We start from the raw sequence: 21,002 nt of genomic DNA, 5'->3' as shown, positions 1-21,002 counted from the left end.
CCACTCCATTTTAACACTCATTGAAAGTAATGCGTTAACGAAAATTGTGGATAACTCATTTTTCCACAATTTAATTATTTTTCCCCGGTAATAAATTCTGCATAGGGTAAGGTTTCTACCCATTTACAGAAAACTCTCCATTCTGGTAAACGATGTGTTTTTCTTTGTTTATAGATTGTTTTCAGCTGACGATAGTTGGTGGTCATGCGAGCAGTCAAACGAAATCCGCAAGGATTGGAATATAAAATTTCTAAATATTTTTGTTTCAAACTATTTTTTTCTTCTTCACTACAGTCTACTTTATTTTTTTGCCATTCTTGTAATTTGTTATATTCTTTTACTTTTTCCTTCATGATTTCAATCATACGAGGATCCACATATTCAATATAACTTTTTTCTAAATCAAATTTCGTAATGCGATGCATCGTCGATTGTGAACTGATGAAATCTAAGAAATGATACCGTTCTGCTTCTACCCAAGCTTTATTGCTGAATGTTAAGTCAAATTGAACAATAATTCCATTTAAGAAATTATCGTGACCCGATCCGGCTACAGCTTTCGCTAACGTAAAAGTACGTGGTACCACTTCTTCTGTCACTTGTGACAGATTAACAGCCATTGGGTATTTAGAACCACGAACAGCACTTTCAAAGCCATATATTTCTACCCGATTGATTACATCCTGAATTTCCATTATTTTCTCCTTCTCATATTTTTTAAATACATTGATAATACCGCAATATCAGCCGGATTTACCCCTGAAATACGCGAAGCCTTTCCTAACGTCTCCGGTTTAAACTCTTTTAATTTTTGGCGACCTTCTATCGAAAGATTTGGTATTTCATCATAGTCCAACGTTTCTGATAACATCCGATGATCCATCGTTTTTAGCCTTTCCGCTTCCCTTTTTGCCTTCGCAATATAGCCTTCATATTTAATATCAATATCTATTTTTTCTGCTATATTATCATCAATTTCCTTCCCTTGAAGTTTAAAAAGATCTCTAGCTTGAAGTCGTGGCCTTTTCACCAAATCTTCTCCATTCATAGAAAAACTTAAATCATCATAACCGTGATTCAATAAATATTGCTTTACTCGATCATCATTCATAGAGAATAAACTTGTCTGTAATTCTTCCTTTTTTAAAGCTAATAAGGATTGATTTCTCAAAAAAGCCTCATACCGTTCATCAGAAATAAGACCAATCTGATGTCCGATTCCTGTTAGTCTTTCTTCAGCATTATCATGTCTTAGTAAAAGACGATATTCCGCTCTTGAGGTTAACAAACGATACGGTTCTTTCGTTCCCTTAGTGGTCAAATCATCTACTAAAACACCAATATAAGCCTGATCTCGACTAAAAATAATTGGTTCTTTTTCGTCTAATTTGCGAACTGCATTAATTCCTGCCAATAAGCCTTGACCAGCCGCCTCTTCATAACCGCTGGTTCCATTAATTTGTCCAGCTGTGAATAAATTTTTGATGACTTTTGATTCAAAAGAAGACTTCATCTGAACAGGGTCTAAAGCATCGTATTCAATGGCATAGGCATATTTCATAATTTCACAATTTTCCAATCCCGGTAAAGTATGCACCATCTGAAATTGGACTTCCTTTGGTAAAGAACTGGAAAACCCTTGAATATATGTCGTTGGTAAAGAAAGAGATTCTGGTTCTAAAAACAACAAATGCCTTTCTTTATCTTTAAAGCGAACCAACTTATCTTCAATAGATGGACAATATCGCGGACCCACTCCTTCGACCACCCCTGAATACATACTCGATTTAGTCAAATTATTTAAAATAATTTCATGTGTTTCCGGTACGGTATGAGTCATATAACACGATACTTGTTTTTCAAAAGGAAGGACATCATCTGGCTTAGTCAAGGAAGAAAAATGATAAAACCCCGGTGTTCCTGGTTCTAACTTTGTTTTGGAAAAATCAATCGTGCTGGTTCGTATTCTTGGCGGAGTTCCTGTCTTTAAACGGAATGTACGAACACCTACTTGTCGCAACGATTCAGACAGTTGGTTGGTCGTTGGTTCCAAATCCGGCCCTCCTATTTTAACGTCATCAGAAATCATATTTTTACCCGACATATAGGTACCGGTCGTCATAATCACTGCCCGACTCAACAAAACGGATCCATCTTGTAATTCCACTCCTCTTGCTTCTTGTTTTTCTACAATTAAACGTTCAACAAGACTTTCAATCACCGTTAGATTTTCTTGTTTTAAGCAAATTTCTTTCATCATAGAAGAATACGCCAACTTATCCGATTGAACCCGTAAAGCTCTTACTCCTGGCCCTTTTGCGGAATTTAACATTTTAAATTGTAAGGCTGTTTTGTCAGCCACATATCCCATTTGACCACCTAGTGCATCAATCTCCCTGGTTACGATTCCCTTTGCCGGACCACCCACAGAAGGATTGCAAGGCATTTTCCCAATTGTTTCCTGATTAATCGTAATCAGCGCTGTCTTTTTTCCCAAGCGAGCGGCAGCCAAGCCGGCTTCAATTCCGGCATGACCTGCTCCAATCACAATAATGTCATAATCGACCATTCAATAAACCTTCTTTACTATTTCTTTAATTTCCTCATCCTGACCAAATGTGTTCAACTGAATCTCCATTTTGGGATACTCTTTACGTAATTCTGCCAAAATACAAGTCCATCTTCCGATGAAAAGCTGAATATTTCGTTGCCGTAACTGACCAAATTTTGGAATCGGTATTTCAATTTTCATTTTTTGGTTATTTTCAATTCTATACCGAAAATCTTTTCGAACTTTCCAATTTTCTTTCTTTTCCAAAAGTATTTTCTGTTCATGTTGTAAACGATCTGAGAATTCATTTGGATAAAAATAACTCAAGGATAAAAAACGCTGTTCGATGGCGTCCATCGCAAAAACTTCCTCTGTTTGTTTATCCGCCGCATTACTCCAGATATTGATACCTTCTTTTTCAGCAATCTTTAAAATATCCGAAGTGGCTGATGGTTGATGATGATCCATGTATGAAAAACTTTCTAAAGACTTAGACAAATTTAAACCCACTTCTTCCGAATGAATTGGCCTGGCAAAAAAGACCACATTTTTTAACACCAAACAGTTCATCTTCGCCGGTATTTTATGGCGTGCTGCTTTTTGAATAGCCTGTTCTAAAGCTCTGAATGAATCATATCCTGTTTTTTCTTCATATTCTTTCCACATTTGACGCAAAGATAAGCGCTTTATCTCTGTGAAATGACCATAGCCTACGAATTTCTTTTCGTTGGAGTAGCGTGTCCTTGCGTAGAAAAACAAGAGATCTCCTACATGAAAATCGCTAAATTTTCTTTTGGTTGCGATTCGCCAAAATAAGATTTCTTTATGTTGACTTAACCGATGATATTCAACCATGGCTTCATCACAAACATACGCAATTGAACTCATACGTCACCTCCTAAAATATTCCAAAACTCTTTCCACTTTCATCAACGCCCATACGATTGGCAGCCGGTTCTTTTGGTAATCCGGGCATAGTCATAACGGAACCTGTCAAAACGACTAAGAAGCCAGCCCCCGAAGAAACCAAGATGTCTTGAACGTGCAAATCAAACCCGGTTGGAGCTCCTATTAACGAAGCATCATCACTAAAGGACAGGGGTGTCTTAGCCATGCAAATAGCTAATTGATCCCATCCATTTTCTTTCATTTTCTGTATGGCAGCTTGTGCTTGTTTTGAATAAATGACTGATTTTGCTTGATAGATTTTTTTGGCAATCGTTTCTATCTTTTCTTCAATGCTTTGGCTCACTTCATAAATTGGTTTAAAGCGGTTTTCTTGTTTCAAAGCCAATAAGACCTGCTCTACAAGAGCTTGCATCCCCTTCGAACCCTTGGCCCATCCTTCCGATAAAGCGAACGGATAATTTTTTTCCTTTGTCCAAATTTTAAGAAATTCCAATTCTGCTTCTGTATCCGATGCAAAGCGATTATTTGCAATGACTACCGGTAATCCAAAGTTTTTTAAATTTTTCACATGTCTTTCCAGGTTGGCGACTCCTTTTTTCAAAGCTTCTAAGTCCTCTTTTTCTAATTGATCAACCTTGGCGCCACCATGAAACTTTAAAGCTCGAATCGTGGCAACAATGACCGTTGCAGACGGTTTTAAATTTCCCATACGACACTTAATATCTAAGAATTTTTCCGCTCCTAAATCTGCCCCAAACCCAGCTTCCGTAATGACATAATCACTTAGTTTCAAGGCCGCTTTTGTTGCGACAATAGAATTACAACCATGAGCAATGTTCGCAAATGGCCCTCCATGAACAAAAACCGGCGTTCCTTCTAAAGTTTGTACAAGATTTGGCATTAAAGCTTCTTTCAACAGTAAAGTAGCTGCTCCATCCGCTTGAATTTGTTTAACCGTTATCGGTTGACCATCCATCGTATAAGCTAAAACACAACGTCCAATTCTATCTTGTAGATCAGATAGCGATGTAGCCAAACATAAGATAGCCATGATTTCACTGGCGACTGTAATCACAAAGTGATCCGTTCTTTCCACTCCATTAACTTTCTTATTTTGAGCAATCGTTATCTCTCTTAATGTACGATCATTCATATCCAAGCATCGTTTCCAAACCACTTTTTCGGGATCAATATTGAGCGGGTTTCCTTGATAAATAGAATTATCCAACATGGCCGCTATTAAATTATTCGCCGCCGTGATAGCGTGCATATCCCCTGTAAAATGCAAATTAATAGATTCCATAGGAATGACTTGAGAATAGCCGCCTCCCGTCGCGCCTCCCTTCAATCCAAAAACAGGTCCCATAGAAGGCTCTCTCAAACAAGCCATTGCCTTCTTTCCTTGAGCATTTAATCCATCCGCCAAACCAATCGTAACCGTTGACTTTCCTTCTCCGGCTTTCGTTGGACTAATTCCTGTCACCAAAATCAAATGACTTCTCTTTTCTGATAAACCACTTAAATAATTTAAGTTCACTTTAGCTTTATCTTTTCCATATAAATACAATTCTTTTTCCGGAATATGAAGTTTTTCAGCGATTGTTTGAATGTTTAAGGCTTTGGTTTCTTGTGCAATTTCTAAGTCCGTTTTCATTCTTTCACCTTTCTTCGCTCTGACAGAGCATGACTCAATGTCATTTCATCCGCATAATCCAACATAGCTCCAGATGGCAATCCATGAGCTATTCTAGTGACTAATAAATTTGGATATTCTTGGTCCAATACTTTGGTTAAATAAAGAGAAGTTGTTTCTCCATCTAAAGTGGCACTGGTTGCTAAAATAACCTCTCTTGCTTCCTTTGCTCGTTGAATGAGTTCTTTGATTTTTAAATTTTCTGGTAAAATTCCCTTTGTTGCAGAAATTAATCCATTTAACACATGGTAAACTCCGTCGTATTCTCCCATATTTTCAATAGCAATAATATCTTTCGGGGATTGAACCACCAAAATTTTAGTATGATCTCTTTTGGAAGAAGAACAAATAGCACACTGTTCTTCTTCCGACATATTGCCACAAATTAAGCAGTTTTTAACTTTATTTTTCATATTCACAATAGCATGGGCAAATTCTATTGCTTCTTCTTTTTCCATTTCATATAAAGCAAAGGCATATCTCTCCGCCGTTTTTTCTCCCACACCTGGTAACTGACGAATCATTTCAATCAAATGATTCAAACTATCTGGATACTTCATCATGAACTCCTCTTTTATATAATTGTGACATTTTCTTTACCAAACAGTTGATTCAATCGATCCTCAATCTGATTTTTATCATTATTATTTTCTTGGTAACGGCATACTTCAAACGGTTTTGGTAATTGATTGTTTTTTCTTAATTTTTTAAATAATTCAATGGCTTCATTAAACTCTTGTTTTGTGAAAATATAAGGCATCTTATCCAACAATAATTTCGATTTCATAAATTGATAGATCGATTTATGAAAATCACTTTCCATCATCCTTGTACGAAGCTGTTCTCCTTCACTAACTAAAAGGACACAATCTTCACCAACAGCCATCACTTGAACTTGTTCTAAAGCTGATGTAATTCGATCATCTTCTACGGTTCCCCTGATTTTAGCCGTCTTTAGTGTTTCACTATCTTTAGCTTTATCTTGTTTATTACATTGAATCAATAAACCAACCACTTCTTCTGTAGTTAATCGTATTTCTTTTGTCGTTGCAGTTAAAACCGGTTGATCTTTTTCTTCTACCAATAAAACCGGATCCGGTTCCTGACTTTCAACCAATTCCGTTTTTTCTTCCTCTTTTGCAGGAGAAATTTGGCTTAATTGAATGCACAAAACCTCAAAATAAGCGGTTTGATTCTTATTCTGTTTGAACTTTTCTCTAAACTCAATCAACAAGTCTAATATTTTCATCCAATTTTGTTTTGAAAATAGCAAACTGATTTGAGAAGCTTCTTCATCGGTCAAAATTTCTAAAATTTCTCGACTCTTCGTATTGACATAAAGGACAATCTCTTTCACTACTTCAATCCATTCTTCTAAAAATTTTTCTAAATTGATTCCTTGTTCTTGATATTGTTTACTGTGATTTATGATGGAAAAATAATTCTTTGTTTGAATCAGATTTAATAAAGTCATCTTTTCTTCTACAGAAGTTAATCCATAGATTCGGCGAATGTCACTTTCCTTAATGTCGCCGGATGTATATGCTGAACATTGATCCAACAACGATAACGCATCTCGCATACCGCCATCAGCTAAACGAGCCAAATTTTTAGCCGCTTCTTCTTCCAATTGGATGCCTTCCAGATTAGAAACATGTAATAAATGGTCTTGGATCTGTTTTGATGGAACCCGATGGAAATCAAATCGTTGACAACGGCTAATAATGGTCGGCAGCATTTTCTGTGGATCGGTGGTAGCCAAAATAAAAATCACATTTTCCGGTGGTTCCTCTAAAATTTTCAATAAGGCACTAGAAGCTGCTGAAGATAATTGATGAACCTCATCCATGATATATACCTTGTATATTCCCTGCATAGGAGCTAAATAGGCCTTATCAATCAAATCACGGATATGATCTACACTCGTTTCATTTGCTGCATTGATTTCGATAATATCCGGATGAATGCCTTTATTCGCTAATTCACAGCTTACACAATGATTGCAAGGTTTTTCCTTCGAATCTTCACAATTAATAGCTTTTGCCAGCAAGCGTGCCATTGTCGTCTTTCCCGTGCCTCTTGGTCCGCAAAATAAATAGGCATGCCCTACTTTATTTTGGTTCACTGTATTTTGAATGGCTTGAACAATATAGTCTTGTCCAATGACTTCTGTAAATTTTTTAGATCGATATTTTTGATATAGTGCTTGTTTTTCCATAAAATTCTCCAGTGAAATTATAACAAAAAAACCAGATTTATTCAGTCTGGTCAGATCTCTTTTTTTGAAAATAACGACTTAATAATTGAGCACATTCTCTTTCTAAAACGCCTTTTTTTATCACAGGATAATGATTAAGCCCTCTGATTGCTTCAAGATTAATTTTAGTTTTCAAAAAACCCGCTTTAAAACTATCTGCCCCATAATAAATTGTTCTCAATCTGGAATTCAAAATTGCACCTGTACACATCATACATGGTTCTAAAGTCACATAGAGATCACAATCATTTAAATTCCAGTTATTTTTCACTTTTGAAGCTTCTAAAATAGCTTCCACCTCTGCGTGATAAATCGCATTGTTTTTACTCTCTTTATGATTATGATTTCGTGCAATCACCATATCGTCACAAACAATCACACATCCAATGGGAACTTCATCTGATAATTCCGCTTTTTTAGCTTCTTCAATGGCTAAGCTCATGTAATATTCTTCTCTATTTTTCATAATTAAAAAGCGGTACACGCAATTAGAATCACTTATGGCTGCTGTCTTCCAACCCTGACCAAGTTCATGTGCTAACTGCTGTACCACTAGTAGTGTACTATTTCTGACAAACAATTTCAAGTAATTGTTTCACGTGAAACAATTACTTCTTCGGATGAATCACTTCTTGCCCGCCCATATAAGGTTGTAAAGCTTTTGGAATAGTAATATCTCCATTTTTTTGATAATGATTTTCAAAGAAAGCAATCAAAGCACGAGGTGAAGCCACAACGGTATTATTCAAAGTATGGGCCAAATAATTACCATTTTTACCTTTAATACGAATACTTAATCTTCTAGCCTGTGCCTCTCCTAGATTTGAACAACTGCCAACTTCAAAATATTTTTTCTGCCTAGGTGACCAAGCTTCTACATCACAGGATTTTACTTTTAAATCAGCTAAATCACCTGAACAACATTCTAAAGTACGAACCGGAATTTCCAGACTGCGAAAGAAATCAACTGAATTTTTCCAAAGTTGATCATACCAGTAAGCACTATCTTTCGGATGACAAACAACCACCATTTCTTGTTTTTCAAACTGATGCACACGATAAACCCCACGTTCCTCAATACCGTGAGCTCCCACTTCTTTTCTAAAACATGGACTATATGAAGTTAAAGCTCTTGGCAAATCTTCTTCTTTTACCATTTGCCCCATAAACTTACCAATCATCGAATGCTCCGAAGTGCCAATTAGATATAAATCTTCTCCGTCGATTTTATACATCATATTTTCCATTTCATCAAAGCTCATCACACCCGTCACGACGTTGGAATGAATCATGAATGGAGGTATCACATAAGTGAAGCCATGATCAATCATAAAATCTCGAGCGTATGAAATAATAGAAGAATGAAGACGAGCCACATCTCCTTGCAAATAGTAAAAACCATTACCTGATGTGCGACCTGCACTTTCTGAATCAAATCCATCAAAACTTTGAAAAATATCTGCATGATACGGAATTTCATAATCCGGAATCAGCGGTTCACCATATTTTTCTATTTCTACATTCTCAGAATCATCTTTTCCAATTGGAACCGTCGGATCAATGATGTTTGGAATCACCATCATCCGCTTGCGAATTTCCACTTCCATTTCTTTTTCTTCCGCTTCTAAATCTGTAATTCTTTGGTCAATATCTTTTACTGACTGTTTCGCAGCTTCCGCTTTATCAAATTCTTTTTGACGCATAAAAACGCCGATTTCTTTGGAAATACGATTTCGATCACCACGTAATTGATCCCCTTCTGTTTTAGCAGCTCTGAATTTTTTATCTAATTCATACACTTCATCAACTAATGGCAATTTCTGATCCTGAAATTTCTTTTTGATATTTTCTTTCACTACTTCTTGATGGTTACGAATCAACTCAATATCAATCATATTTATCCTCCATAAAAAAAGGCAACCTCTTTATAGGGACGATTTCTCGCGGTGCCACCCTAATTAAATTGTTTCACGTGAAACAATTTATCTCTTCTTTACAATAACGGTGTAGACTGAGCTGATTTTCTTTAAAGTGGATTCAACAGAATTCTAGGTTACCTTTCATCAACCGGCAACTTTCTAAACAAGAATTTCTACTTACTATTCTTTATACAGCCACTTAAATTAAACCATTTAGCCCTTCTTATGTCAAACAAAAAGGAGTTTAAGCTCCTTTTTGTTTTAAAGAATCTCGATGAATTTCTTTGTATCAGCTTCTTTTTGTTTCTCTGTTGGCAATTCAATATGAAGAACACCACCATCATAACTTACCTTAACATCCGATTGTTCAATCGCTGTTCCGACGTAGAAAGTACGACTTGTCGTTCCGGAAAAGCGTTCTTGACGAATAACCTTTCCTGCTTCATCCGTTTCTTCATTATGAGAAGAACGACTTGCTTCAACCGTTAAATTCCCATTGAATAAACTAATCTTAATATCTTCCTTTTTTACACCCGGAATTTCCATATCCAATAAGTATAGACCATTTTTTTCACGAACATCCGTTTTCATTAGGTTATAACCATTATTCATGGAAGAAGCTCCAAACATATCATCAAATAATTCATCAAAACCATTTCTTCTAATCATTCTATTCATATTAACCTCCTAAGGATTATTTCCTTACACTCTTATTTTAACCTTATTTTTAGCACTGTCAACCGTTAAGTGCTAATTTTTTAACTTTTTTTGATAGTTATTTAAAAACATCAGTTATTTACTAACTATTTTTATTATCACATACATATAAAAAGTGCTGATTATTCAGCACTTTCTTCTTCAATCATTTCTTCTACTTCCTGATCAACAATAGCAACGGTAGAAACTTTATCTTGATCAACACGAATCAAATGAACTCCCATACTCGAACGAGAGGACTCTGCAATTTGGTCAAGAGAAATACGAATTACAATTCCACCTTCTGTCATAATCATCACATCTTGATCATCACTGACTGCTTTCATTGAAATCAAGTCACCTGTTTTTTCATTAATCTTAGCCGCCTTAACACCTTTAGAACCACGATTTGTTAAACGGAAAGAAGCGATGGAAGAAACTTTACCAATTCCCTTTTCTGTAACAGTTAGTACATTAAACCCTTCCAAAGTGGTTGCGACTCCAACCACCGAAGAACCATCTGTATTAAAACCTTTTACACCATGAGCACTACGTCCTTGAGGACGAACCTTATCTTCTAATATACGAACAGCTTTACCATTAGCTCCAGCAATCAAAACTTCTGCCTGTCCATCTGTCGGTTTCACAAACGCTAATTGATCATCTTCGTTAAGAAGAATCGCTTTCTTACCATTCTTCATAATGTTTTCAAATTCAGAAATAGCTGTCCGTTTTACAATCCCTTTTTTCGTCACAAAGAATAAAAATTTTGTTTGTTCGTCATTCTTTTTCACCGGAACCATAGCCTTCACTTTCTCATCCTTATCCATATTCACAAGGTTGATAATTGGAATTCCTTTCGAAGTTCTTGAAAAATTAGGAATGTTAAACCCTCTTAGACGGAACACACGACCTTTATTCGTAAATAAGAGTAAGAAATCATGAGTAGACATATTGATAACAGATTCAATACTATCATCTTTATTCAAGTCCATTCCCTTAATACCCTTACCACCACGGTTTTGAACCGAATAGGTATTCGTTGTTAATCTCTTAACGTAACCATTCGTAGATAAAGTCACCATGATATCTTCTACCGGTATCAAATCTTCATCTTCCATTTCCGCATCCGCATCAATAATTTCTGAACGTCTAGGTGATCCATACTTTGCTTTAATTTCTGTTAATTCATTTTTTACAATATCAATGACTCGCTCTTTATGCGCTAAGATATCTTCATAATCCGCAATTTTTAATAATAAATCTTGGTATTCATTTTCAATTTTATCTCGTTCTAAACCAGTCAAACGTCTAAATTGCATATCCAGAATTGCTTTGGCTTGAATTTCATCTAATGGAAACTTGTTCATTAAGTTGATTAAAGCTTCTTGAGCATCTTTAGATTGGCGAATGGTATGAATCACTTCATCCAAACCATCCACCGCAATACGCAAGCCTTCCAAAATATGGGCTCGATCTTTGGCTTTTTTTAATTCAAAAGCAGTTCGACGACGAATTACTTCTAATTGAAAGTCAATATAGCCTTTTAGAAGTTCTTTCATACCAGCTAAGCGAGGAGCTCCATCAAATAAAACGACATTATTCACCCCAAAATTAGATTGCAGAGCCGTCATACGATACAGTTGATTTAAAACCACTTCAGCTTGTACATCTTTACGAAGTTCCACCACAACACGAATTCCCTTCATGTTTGATTCATCTCGCAAATCGGTAATACCATCAATTAGTTTTTCTCTGGTTAATGTACCGATTCTTTCTACAAGAGAGGCTTTATTCACCATATAAGGAATTTCATCCACCACAATGCGCATTTTGCCATTAGCCATCTCTTCAAAATGAGTCTTAGCTCTCATGACAATTGATCCACGTCCTGTTTCAAAAGCTTTACGAATTCCTGAACGACCTAAAATATAGCCACCTGTAGGAAAATCAGGCCCTTTCATGAATTGCATCAATTCCGTTACAGAAATTTCCGGATTTTCCATATAAGCAATGACAGCATCAATCGTTTCTTTCAAGTTATGTGGAGCTACATTTGTGGCCATACCAACCGCAATTCCACTAGAACCATTGACCAATAAATTTGGAAAACGAGCCGGCAAAACCATCGGTTCTTTTTCTTCTCCATCATAATTATCCATCATATCAACGGTATCTTTTTCTAAATCACGAAGAATTTCCACTGAAATTTTAGACATACGAGCTTCAGTATATCGCATGGCTGCCGCACCATCTCCATCCATGGATCCAAAGTTACCGTGTCCATCAACCAAGGTCTCTCTCATGTTCCAGTTTTGAGCCATATAAACCAAAGCACCATAAATTGAACTATCACCATGTGGATGATATTTACCCATTGTATCTCCAACGATACGAGCACACTTACGATATGGTTTATCAGGACCATTATTCATTTCATTCATCGCAAATAAAATACGACGTTGAACCGGCTTCAAGCCATCTCGAACATCCGGTAAAGCACGAGCTACGATAACAGACATCGAATATTCCAAAAAATCACGACGAATTTCTTTACTCAATTCTGTTTCCGTAATATGACCAGGGTCAAAATTATTTTCATCAAATTCCATAAAATTTTCTAAAGCCATCTTGACCTCCTATTAAATATCTAAATTTTCAACAAAGTGAGCATTTTCTAAAATAAAGTTCTTACGAGGTTCCACCTCTTCCCCCATCAACATTGAGAAATTTTGATCAGCATATTCTGCATCCTCAATGGTTACTCGAATCAAGGTACGAGATTTAGGATCCATGGTTGTTTCCCATAACTGACTAGCATCCATCTCTCCAAGACCTTTATAACGTTGAATACTCAACCGTTCTCCCATTTCCGCCTTTAATTCTTCCAATTGGCGATCCGTATACGCATAGCGAACACTTTGACCCTTTTGAACTTTAAATAGCGGTGGTTGAGCAATATACACATAACCTTGTTCCAAAACAGGACGTAAGAAACGATAAAAGAATGTTAATAATAACGTTCGAATATGAGCACCATCCACATCAGCATCGGTCATGATCACAATCTTATGATAACGAAGCTTAGAAGTATCTACCTCATCCTGTACTCCGGCTCCAAATGCAGTAATCATTGAACGAATTTCTTGATTTTCAAATGCCTTTTCAGGTCTCGTTTTTTCCACATTTAAAATTTTACCTCTTAAAGGAAGAATGGCTTGAAAATGTGAATCACGACCATTTTTAGCCGATCCTCCCGCCGAATCTCCCTCGACTAAGTAAATTTCAGAAATACTAGGATCTTTTGAAGAACAATCTGATAATTTTCCCGGAAGAGAACCTACTTTAATAGAACTCTTACGAGTGATTTCTTTAGCTCTTTTCGCTGCTAAACGGGCTTGTGAAGCAATCACAATTTTTTCCATAATTGCTTTTGCTTGATTTGGATTTTCCATTAAGAAACGTTCAAATTGAGTGCCAAAAATATCCGATACAATCTTACGAACTTCACTATTGGTCAATTTTGACTTTGTTTGAGAAATATATTGAGGATCTGGATGCTTCACAGAAATAATAGCCGTTAATCCTTCTTTGCAGTCCTCTTGTGTTACATTTTCATCTTTTTCCTTTAAAAAATTATTTTCCCGAGCATACTTATTCACGATACGAGTTAAAGCCATACGGAAACCTTCTTCATGAGTTCCACCATCCACAGTCGTAATATTATTACAAAAAGTATAGATAGATGGATTATAGCTTGTATTATATTGACAAGCCACTTCTACTTGAATGTTATCCTCATAACCCTCTGAATAAATGACATCTTCATGCACTTTATCTTTATTTTCATTAATAAACTTCACATATTCTTTTAAACCGCCTTCAAAGAAATAGTCGTGATCTCTTTTTTCAAAATTAACTTCTCTCAAATCATGAAATTTAATACGAATTCCTTTATTTAAGAAAGCTAACTGACGAATACGATTTCTTAATATATTAAAATCATACACCGTTGTTTCTGTGAAAATTGTTGGATCGGCTTTAAAACGAACCAAAGAACCATGTTTATCAACATCACAAGTTCCAATAACCTTTAATGGTTCAACCGGATGACCACCATTTTCAAATCGAACGAAATAAACACTTCCTTCGTGATAAACCGTTACCTCCAGAAATTCACTCAATGCATTAACTGCCGAAGCCCCAACACCATGTAAACCACCAGAAACTTTATACGCTCCCCCACCAAATTTACCACCAGCGTGTAATACTGTAAAAATCGTTTCAATCGTTGAAATACCCGTTTTTTCATTCATTCCCGTTGGCATCCCACGACCATCATCTTCAACGGACACAATATTATCTTCATCTACGGTAATTTCTACTTGACTGGCATATCCTGCCATTGCCTCGTCAATACCATTATCAACAATTTCCCAAACCAAATGATGTAAACCAACTGAGGAAGTGGAACCGATATACATACCAGGACGCTTACGAACAGCTTCTAGACCTTCTAAAACCTGAATATCTTCATCTTCATAAGCATGATCTACCTTCATATCAAGTGTTTCATTAAAGATAGCCCGGTTTTCTTCTTTATTTTCTAATTTATTTGCCATGTAAACCTCCTATACTTTTATTTTTCCATCTTCAATGGAAATACAATTTGTTTGTTCTAATTTCAAACTATCCGGTAAATGAGTCGCTGTGATAAAGCATTGATAGTCATTTTTCACAGCGTGAATTAAACGTTTTTGTCTTTCTAAATCCAATTCACTAAGAACATCATCTAATAAAACGATCGCCTTTCTTTTTGAAATAAATTCAATATAACGAAGAATTGTTAATTTAAAAGCAATCATAACCAATCTTTTTTGACCTTGTGAAGCAGATAATAAAATATCCTTACCATCTAGTAAAAATTGAATATCTCCTCGATGAATTCCAACATTAGTGATACGTGTTTCTATATCCCTTTTTCGAGAAGAAAGATGAGCCTCTACTAATTCTTTTTTTTCTATTTTTTTTACTTCTATCCCTTGTTTTATTTCAATTTTTAAATTCAAAGGCATACCGGAAATAGATTGAAACAGACTCTCTATTTTTTGATTGATGAATTGCAGAAAAGAAATTCTTCTCTTTAAAATTTCAACTTCAGACTCCACCATTTGTTGATCTAAGATATCTAACATCGTTTCATCTATTTTTGTTTTTCTTAATAACATATTTCTTTCTTTTAATAAAATTTGATATCGTGTCAGATGAAATAGATATTTTTTAGAGAGTTTCATCAATTCTTGATCCATGAATTTTCGTCTTGCTTTAGGGGCTTGTGAAAATAAATAAATATCTTCCGGACTAAATAATACTACGTTCAAACGACCAATAAATTCACTGGTTTTCGATATATTTATTTTCCCAATAAAAAGGCTTTTTCCGTTTCCATGAAGAATACAACGTAAATAACTTTCTTGTTTTCTTTCTTCTATTTGACAAGCTAAGTTAGCGTATTTTTCTTCTTTTTGAATCAAAGCCTGATCTTGATTAGTTCGAAAAGATCGACACAAAGATAAATAATAAAGAGCTTCTATTAAATTAGTTTTTCCTTGAGCGTTTTTTCCTACAATCACATTGAGATAAGGTTGAAAAGAAACTTGCAAATGGTGGTAATTTCGATAATGAGAAAGTTCTAAAGACTTAATGTACATCTTTCACCATGAAAGTTTTTCCTTGATAAGTAACCTCATCACCAGGATATAACTTTCTTCCACGACGCGTTTCAACTTCCTGATTTACTTTCACCAATCCTTCTTGAATCACAACTTTTGATTCTCCTCCTGTTTGTACTAATCCATAGAATTTTAAGAAGTTTTGTAAGCAAATGTAGTCTTGTTTTCTTCTCGTCATTTTTCCTACTTTCCAAGTTCCAAAAACCTCATAAATTATAACATAAAAAGGCTTAAAAACCTAGTTTTTAAGCCTTTTTAAGACCTTAGTGATTTGACTTTAATGGAAGAACTAACTGAATCGTAGAAGGATCATCTATAGAAGTTAAAATAAATGGTTTCATCATTCCTTTAAACTGAACCAATACTTTTTCTCCATGAAGACCACGAAGAGCTTCTATCACATAAGAACCATCAAAAGAAATATCCAAATTTTCTCCTCTATGTTGAGCTATCAATTCTTCATGTGATTCCCCGATTTCTTGTGAACGACTGGTTAAAATAGCTTGATCATTAATTAACTGGAGACGATTTTCTTTGACATCTTCACTTCTTAAGAAAGAGGTACGATCAATAGCTCTTAATAAATCCTGACGATTCATTTCTAATTCTGTTATAAATTGAGTTGGAATCAATTGACTTGTTGCCGGATAATCTCCATCTAAAATACGACTTTGAAAAATCATATTGTCAATTCGAATTTGAATTTTGGAACGATCTACGGAAAAGAAAACAGATTCTTTAGCATTTTGTAAGATTGTTGTTTTCATATCATTCAATGATTTAGCCGGAATCGTAATATTAAACTGATCTTGACTATCTAAATCAACCACTTTACGAGCTAAACGATAAGAATCAGTTGCCGTACAAACCAATTGATTGTTTTTTAATTCAAAATTAACCCCTGTTAAAACAGGTTTCATTTCTTGCTTAGAACAAGCAAAAACCGTTTGCTCAATCAAATCTAAAAACGTATTTTTATCTAATTCAATTTCAATAGTCGGCTTGTTAAAATCAATTGCAGGATATTGATGAACCGCCATACCGTTAATTTTAAATAAAGCTTGATGACCTTTAAATTGAGTATACGTTCCATCAATAGATTCAACAAAAATATGATCACTGTCTAATTTACGTACAATTTCCAATAAATATTTAGCTTCAATTAAAAGATGACCTTCTTCTTGTACGTTTAAATCATTTTCTTCATCAGATATTATTTTTTTCTGAATAGAAATATCGGCATCACTGGAAGTCAATACTAAAGAATCAACTTTCACTTCAATCTTGATTCCTCGTAAAGAAGGTTGAGGAGAATTAGTTGAAACAGCATGACTTAATTCTGATAAAGCAGTGACAAACGGATTTTTTTTAATTGAAAATTTCATGATAGCTCCTTTTTATAATTTAATTATCATGACTTTATTTTTATTAAGACTGTGGAAAAGTGGAAAAGTCATGAACATCTTTATTTTACTGCATTTTTTTAAAAAAATAACAGTGGATATATGGTGGATAAAAAATGTGGATTAATCAACTATTTGAGTTTCCAACTCATGAATAGCTTTTTCAAAGATATGATCGGACTTAATTTGTTTTTCAACTTTTGTGATTGCTGAAATGATAGTGGAATGATCTCGACCACCGAACTCTTCTCCAATGCGAATATAAGGTAAATCTAAATGTTTACGACAGAGAAAAATGGAAATATGACGAGCATTTGCAATATTTTTTGTTCGATTTCTAGATTTAATTTGTTGGCTGGTCAAACCGTAATAATCTGCCACAATACGAATGATTTTTTTAGCATTTAAACCAGATTTCATTGTCTTAGAGGATTGTGCTTTTAAAGAGTGCATAACCGTTTCAAAATGAATCACATCATCATTAGGTTGAAATTGAATAGCATAGAATAAAACTCGATTTAAAGCTCCCTCTAATTCACGAACATTTCCTGCAAAGTTTGAAGCAATATAATTCATTCCTTCTTCATCAATGGAATTATCATTTACTTTAATTTTTTGATTTAAGATAGCTCTGGCTGTTTCAAATTCCGGTGAATCAATCCCAACGGTTAACCCATTTAAGAAACGAGAGGCTAATCGATCTTCTAAATCTTTGATATCTTTTGGTTCTCGATCAGAAGTAATACAAACTTGTTTTCTGTTATTGACCATTTCTTCATAGATGGTGAAAAAAATTTCATGTGATTTTTCTTTACCGGCTATGAATTGGATATCATCAATCAATAAAACATCTAAGCTGTACATATAACGTTTAAAAGCATCAATCGTTCCTGTTTGTAAGGCATGAACTACTGTTTCCACAAATTTAGTAGATTCTGTATAATAAACTTTTTTTTCTGGTTGATGTTTTTTAATATAATTAGCAATTGCCATTAATAAATGAGTTTTTCCTAAACCACTATTTCCATAAATAAATAAAGGATTCCATAATTGTCCAGGATTTAAAGAAACCGCATAGGCTGCCGCTTGTGATTCTCGATTACAATCTCCAATAACGAAGTTTTCGAAGGTACGATCTTTTTGAATCGTAGAGGAACTGAAATTAGTTTCATAATCTTCCAACAGAGGAGTAGTCATCGTTTTAATATCCTTTGGTTGTACCAATTGAACTTTAAAATTTGGTTCCAAATCTTGATAACGAGCTTTAAAAAGAATCGTAATATCTTTTAAAGCAGAAGTTTCAATACATTTAAAAGAGATCAGATTATTAGCAACTAAAATAGCCTTTTCGTTATCAAAAGAATGTAAATAAGAAGGATTTAAGTAAGTATTGAAAAAAATATCCTCTAAATCAGATTGATCATGAAGATCATTTATAATCTCCTGCCAAATTCTTTTAAGAGATTGGTCTTGTAGTACTGTCATGCTGTTCACCTAAATTTTATATTGTTAGCTTTATTATTTTAGCCTTAAATAATAAATAAAAAAAGGAAAAAATGTGGAAAAATAAATTATCCACAATTAATAAAAACAGATAAAGTAGGTAATAGAGGTGTTTTAAAGAGTTTTCCACAATTTCCACAAAATAATAGTGGGGATAAGTTGTGGAAAATAATTTTTATTGTGGAAAATAAAAAAATAAGTGGAAAAAACAAAAAATAAATTGAATTATCCAGACTATCAACACATCACAAAGGTAGATAAAATCAAATAAAAAATAACTTTTAAACGTTTTTCCACAATTGTGGAAAAGTAGCAAAATAAAATGTGGTATAAAAATGTGGATAATAGATGGTTAAAAAATAGATTTCCACAAAAATAAGAATTAATTTATAAATGGAAACAGCTATGTCTATTAAAAAAAGCATATCGATTCAGATATACTTTTATAAAGACATATTTGGAATTTCTTCCACTTCTTCTTCATGATAACGGATACAAATATGACGATCAGTACCTACTCCTTCTGATTCAGTAGAAATACTTTCCCAATCAGCCAAGGTTTTATGAATCACTTTTCTCTCATCATTTGGCATTGGATCTAAAACCGCATCGACATGACTTTGTTGGACTTGTCGAGCCACTCGTTTAGCAATTGATTTAACCTTTGCATAACGATCTTCTTTATAGTGATTGATATCAATCATGACATCAATACGGCGCTTAAAGAAAGCATTAATAGCTGCTTTAACAACAAAATTTAACGCTTGTAATGTTTTTCCTTGTTTGCCAATTAAAATAGCGTTATTTTCAGCATTTAAGTTCACATGATAAGAACCACCTAAATCTTCGATGGAAACTTCCATATCTAGTTCAATTTCGGTGAAGAAAGAACCTAAGTAATCAAATAAGAATTCTTTAATATCCTCGCTATCATAAATATAAGCTTTTGTTTCTTGTGCATTTTGACATAAAATCGAATACTGAAGAGTATCTACAAGAACACCACGTTCATTTGCGACAGTTTCTAAAATTTCATCTAATGTTTTTCCTTGGTAGATTTCCATATTAGCGACCTCCGACCGGTTTTTGTTCATCAATCTTTTTTTGAACAATTAACGTTTTTACAATATCTACTATGTTACGAATAAACCAATAATAAGACATACCGGAAAACCAAGTGAAACCAAATATAGCAATCATACCAACCATCATGTATTGCATCATCACCTGTTGACTACCACCACCAACTTCTTCTGGTCGACGATGATGTTTTTTCGCTTCTGCTTCCGCTTTTTTCTTTTGTAAAATTAGAGGTAATTTGATTAAAGCAAATTGAGATCCAAGCATTAAAATAAATAAGATAATATAGCTAAGAGAAGCCATATTTCCGGCAATCAATTGTTGTAAACCTTTCATAGGAGTTACTTGTAAAATCATACCTAAGAAAGATCCCTTAGCAACTGATTCCGCACGTTGAATAGCGAAGAACATCGCCATAACGATAGGAAATTGAAGAAATTGAACCAGCATCATAGAACCAGGATGAACATCATATTTTTTCATTAAAGCTTGTTGCTCCTGAACCATCTTCATACGAGCACTATCAGTGGAAACACCCTCATATTTTCTTTGAATCTTATTCAACTCCGGTTGAATTAACTGCATTCTTTGCATAGCTACTTGAGATTTTGAAGTGAAAGCGGCTAATAAAGCATGAATGACAATGGTCACTAATGCAATGGCTCCACCAACCCCAATGATCATAGATAAATGATTGATCAACCAAGCCAATGGCCAAACAAAGATAGCAGAAAACCAACTTTCTTTTTCAAAAATATATTGAAAAGTTGTATTGTTGGTAATTAAAATAACATTACCCTTAGCATCATGTGGGACAGTACAGCCGCTGATTGTCACAAGTACTGTGACCACTAAAGCTAACATAAGTAGCTTTTTCATTCTTGTTGATAATTTCATAAGGACTCCTTGTATAATGGTTAAATTATATCTTTAATTAAAGTTCTTTCCAATAGTTTTTGATTTTCTTCAAAATTCTTGGTCGGATAAGCAAATCGGACAATCAAGACAACATCATAAGGATAATTTTCAAAAGGAATCATTCCTTCTAACATCATCCGAATTTGACGTTTGTATAAATTTCTTTGTACCGCATGACCGATTTTCTTAGGAATAGAAATGCCCATACGAGCTTGTTCTTCCATTTTTTTTTGATAATAAAATACAAAAGAAGGATTCACTTTTTTCTTTCCTTGATGAATCAACTCTTGAAACTCTTCTTTTTTCTTAATTCGATTTCTTTTTTTCATAATCTAAATAAA

At 34.4% G+C, this 21,002-nt stretch carries 18 protein-coding genes and 1 other RNA gene; all 19 read right to left on the bottom strand.

The genetic code is table 11. From position 1 onward, the window contains the following. Positions 1–74 precede the first annotated feature (74 nt). The 19 genes from HMPREF9013_RS02280 to rnpA all read right to left on the bottom strand — a co-directional run bounded on the left by HMPREF9013_RS02280 (position 75) and on the right by rnpA (position 20,990). Positions 75–695 carry a hypothetical protein gene (locus HMPREF9013_RS02280; protein WP_006626758.1) on the bottom strand — a complete coding sequence of 207 codons (621 nt, stop codon included), beginning with the start codon at positions 693–695 and terminating at the stop codon, positions 75–77. Further along, entirely contained in the window at positions 695–2,569 is a 1,875-nt protein-coding gene (gene mnmG / locus HMPREF9013_RS02275) for a tRNA uridine-5-carboxymethylaminomethyl(34) synthesis enzyme MnmG (RefSeq protein WP_006626757.1), read from the bottom strand. The genes HMPREF9013_RS02280 and mnmG overlap by 1 nt, the downstream gene beginning before the upstream one ends. Then, positions 2,570–3,439 (bottom strand): hypothetical protein, encoded by an 870-nt coding sequence (locus tag HMPREF9013_RS07175; protein ID WP_006626756.1) that lies wholly within the window; start codon positions 3,437–3,439, stop codon positions 2,570–2,572. A 10-nt stretch (positions 3,440–3,449) separates the two neighbouring features. Next, entirely contained in the window at positions 3,450–5,114 is a 1,665-nt protein-coding gene (locus HMPREF9013_RS02265; protein WP_006626755.1) for a formate--tetrahydrofolate ligase, read from the bottom strand. Then, positions 5,111–5,713: a recombination mediator RecR gene (gene recR / locus HMPREF9013_RS02260; protein ID WP_006626754.1), complete on the bottom strand. Its 603-nt coding sequence runs from the start codon at positions 5,711–5,713 to the stop codon at positions 5,111–5,113. The genes HMPREF9013_RS02265 and recR overlap by 4 nt, the downstream gene beginning before the upstream one ends. A 14-nt stretch (positions 5,714–5,727) precedes the next feature. Beyond that, entirely contained in the window at positions 5,728–7,371 is a 1,644-nt protein-coding gene (gene dnaX, locus HMPREF9013_RS02255) for a DNA polymerase III subunit gamma/tau (protein WP_006626753.1), read from the bottom strand. 37 nt (positions 7,372–7,408) lie between these two features. Beyond that, the gene (locus tag HMPREF9013_RS02250; protein WP_040333330.1) at positions 7,409–7,876 is read right to left on the bottom strand and encodes a nucleoside deaminase; all 468 of its coding nucleotides are present in this window, start codon (positions 7,874–7,876) and stop codon (positions 7,409–7,411) included. Between the two features lie 3 nt (positions 7,877–7,879). Continuing rightward, positions 7,880–7,966, bottom strand: an RNA gene (gene ffs, locus HMPREF9013_RS07335) — signal recognition particle sRNA small type. Between the two features lie 52 nt (positions 7,967–8,018). Further along, complete coding sequence (gene serS, locus HMPREF9013_RS02245; protein ID WP_006626751.1) at positions 8,019–9,305, bottom strand: serine--tRNA ligase; 1,287 nt, start codon at positions 9,303–9,305, stop codon at positions 8,019–8,021. Between the two features lie 285 nt (positions 9,306–9,590). Further along, entirely contained in the window at positions 9,591–10,007 is a 417-nt protein-coding gene (locus HMPREF9013_RS02240; protein ID WP_006626750.1) for an Hsp20/alpha crystallin family protein, read from the bottom strand. A gap of 161 nt (positions 10,008–10,168) precedes the next feature. Beyond that, the gene (gene gyrA, locus HMPREF9013_RS02235; protein WP_006626749.1) at positions 10,169–12,655 is read right to left on the bottom strand and encodes a DNA gyrase subunit A; all 2,487 of its coding nucleotides are present in this window, start codon (positions 12,653–12,655) and stop codon (positions 10,169–10,171) included. Between the two features lie 12 nt (positions 12,656–12,667). Then, positions 12,668–14,587, bottom strand: a complete 1,920-nt coding sequence (gyrB, locus tag HMPREF9013_RS02230; protein ID WP_040333325.1) for a DNA topoisomerase (ATP-hydrolyzing) subunit B — start codon at positions 14,585–14,587, stop codon at positions 12,668–12,670. A gap of 69 nt (positions 14,588–14,656) precedes the next feature. Then, positions 14,657–15,736: a DNA replication/repair protein RecF gene (recF, locus tag HMPREF9013_RS02225; RefSeq protein ID WP_006626747.1), complete on the bottom strand. Its 1,080-nt coding sequence runs from the start codon at positions 15,734–15,736 to the stop codon at positions 14,657–14,659. Beyond that, a complete protein-coding gene (locus HMPREF9013_RS02220; RefSeq protein ID WP_006626746.1) occupies positions 15,726–15,935 on the bottom strand; it encodes an RNA-binding S4 domain-containing protein in 210 nt (69 codons plus the stop codon). The genes recF and HMPREF9013_RS02220 overlap by 11 nt, the downstream gene beginning before the upstream one ends. Positions 15,936–16,020: 85 nt before the next feature. Beyond that, on the bottom strand, positions 16,021–17,142 hold the full coding sequence (gene dnaN / locus HMPREF9013_RS02215; RefSeq protein WP_006626745.1) for a DNA polymerase III subunit beta: 1,122 nt from the start codon (positions 17,140–17,142) through the stop codon (positions 16,021–16,023). A 141-nt stretch (positions 17,143–17,283) separates the two neighbouring features. Continuing rightward, positions 17,284–18,645 carry a chromosomal replication initiator protein DnaA gene (dnaA, locus tag HMPREF9013_RS02210; RefSeq protein ID WP_006626744.1) on the bottom strand — a complete coding sequence of 454 codons (1,362 nt, stop codon included), beginning with the start codon at positions 18,643–18,645 and terminating at the stop codon, positions 17,284–17,286. A gap of 461 nt (positions 18,646–19,106) precedes the next feature. Continuing rightward, complete coding sequence (locus tag HMPREF9013_RS02205; RefSeq protein ID WP_006626743.1) at positions 19,107–19,727, bottom strand: Jag family protein; 621 nt, start codon at positions 19,725–19,727, stop codon at positions 19,107–19,109. Position 19,728: 1 nt separating this feature from the next. Continuing rightward, the gene (locus tag HMPREF9013_RS02200; protein ID WP_006626742.1) at positions 19,729–20,640 is read right to left on the bottom strand and encodes a YidC/Oxa1 family membrane protein insertase; all 912 of its coding nucleotides are present in this window, start codon (positions 20,638–20,640) and stop codon (positions 19,729–19,731) included. A 20-nt stretch (positions 20,641–20,660) separates the two neighbouring features. Continuing rightward, on the bottom strand, positions 20,661–20,990 hold the full coding sequence (rnpA, locus tag HMPREF9013_RS02195) for a ribonuclease P protein component (RefSeq protein WP_006626741.1): 330 nt from the start codon (positions 20,988–20,990) through the stop codon (positions 20,661–20,663). Positions 20,991–21,002: the final 12 nt, after the last annotated feature.

The sequence above is a fragment of the Bulleidia extructa W1219 genome (assembly GCF_000177375.1).
GTDB classification, from domain to species: Bacteria; Bacillota_I; Bacilli_A; order Erysipelotrichales; family Erysipelotrichaceae; genus Bulleidia; species Bulleidia extructa.
The sequence above is the reverse complement of the archived record's forward strand: the minus strand, read 5'-3'. Positions and strand labels throughout refer to the sequence as shown.

Coding starts and splice junctions, on each gene's coding strand:
- HMPREF9013_RS02280 (WP_006626758.1), bottom strand. CDS start 695: ATGGAAATTCAGGATGTAATCAATCGGGTAGAAATATATGGCTTTGAA.
- mnmG (WP_006626757.1), bottom strand. CDS start 2,569: ATGGTCGATTATGACATTATTGTGATTGGAGCAGGTCATGCCGGAATT.
- HMPREF9013_RS07175 (WP_006626756.1), bottom strand. CDS start 3,439: ATGAGTTCAATTGCGTATGTTTGTGATGAAGCCATGGTTGAATATCAT.
- HMPREF9013_RS02265 (WP_006626755.1), bottom strand. CDS start 5,114: ATGAAAACGGACTTAGAAATTGCACAAGAAACCAAAGCCTTAAACATT.
- recR (WP_006626754.1), bottom strand. CDS start 5,713: ATGAAGTATCCAGATAGTTTGAATCATTTGATTGAAATGATTCGTCAG.
- dnaX (WP_006626753.1), bottom strand. CDS start 7,371: ATGGAAAAACAAGCACTATATCAAAAATATCGATCTAAAAAATTTACA.
- HMPREF9013_RS02250 (WP_040333330.1), bottom strand. CDS start 7,876: ATGAAAAATAGAGAAGAATATTACATGAGCTTAGCCATTGAAGAAGCT.
- serS (WP_006626751.1), bottom strand. CDS start 9,305: ATGATTGATATTGAGTTGATTCGTAACCATCAAGAAGTAGTGAAAGAA.
- HMPREF9013_RS02240 (WP_006626750.1), bottom strand. CDS start 10,007: ATGAATAGAATGATTAGAAGAAATGGTTTTGATGAATTATTTGATGAT.
- gyrA (WP_006626749.1), bottom strand. CDS start 12,655: ATGGCTTTAGAAAATTTTATGGAATTTGATGAAAATAATTTTGACCCT.
- gyrB (WP_040333325.1), bottom strand. CDS start 14,587: ATGAAGGTAGATCATGCTTATGAAGATGAAGATATTCAGGTTTTAGAA.
- recF (WP_006626747.1), bottom strand. CDS start 15,736: ATGTACATTAAGTCTTTAGAACTTTCTCATTATCGAAATTACCACCAT.
- HMPREF9013_RS02220 (WP_006626746.1), bottom strand. CDS start 15,935: ATGACGAGAAGAAAACAAGACTACATTTGCTTACAAAACTTCTTAAAA.
- dnaN (WP_006626745.1), bottom strand. CDS start 17,142: ATGAAATTTTCAATTAAAAAAAATCCGTTTGTCACTGCTTTATCAGAA.
- dnaA (WP_006626744.1), bottom strand. CDS start 18,645: ATGACAGTACTACAAGACCAATCTCTTAAAAGAATTTGGCAGGAGATT.
- HMPREF9013_RS02205 (WP_006626743.1), bottom strand. CDS start 19,727: ATGGAAATCTACCAAGGAAAAACATTAGATGAAATTTTAGAAACTGTC.
- HMPREF9013_RS02200 (WP_006626742.1), bottom strand. CDS start 20,640: ATGAAATTATCAACAAGAATGAAAAAGCTACTTATGTTAGCTTTAGTG.
- rnpA (WP_006626741.1), bottom strand. CDS start 20,990: ATGAAAAAAAGAAATCGAATTAAGAAAAAAGAAGAGTTTCAAGAGTTG.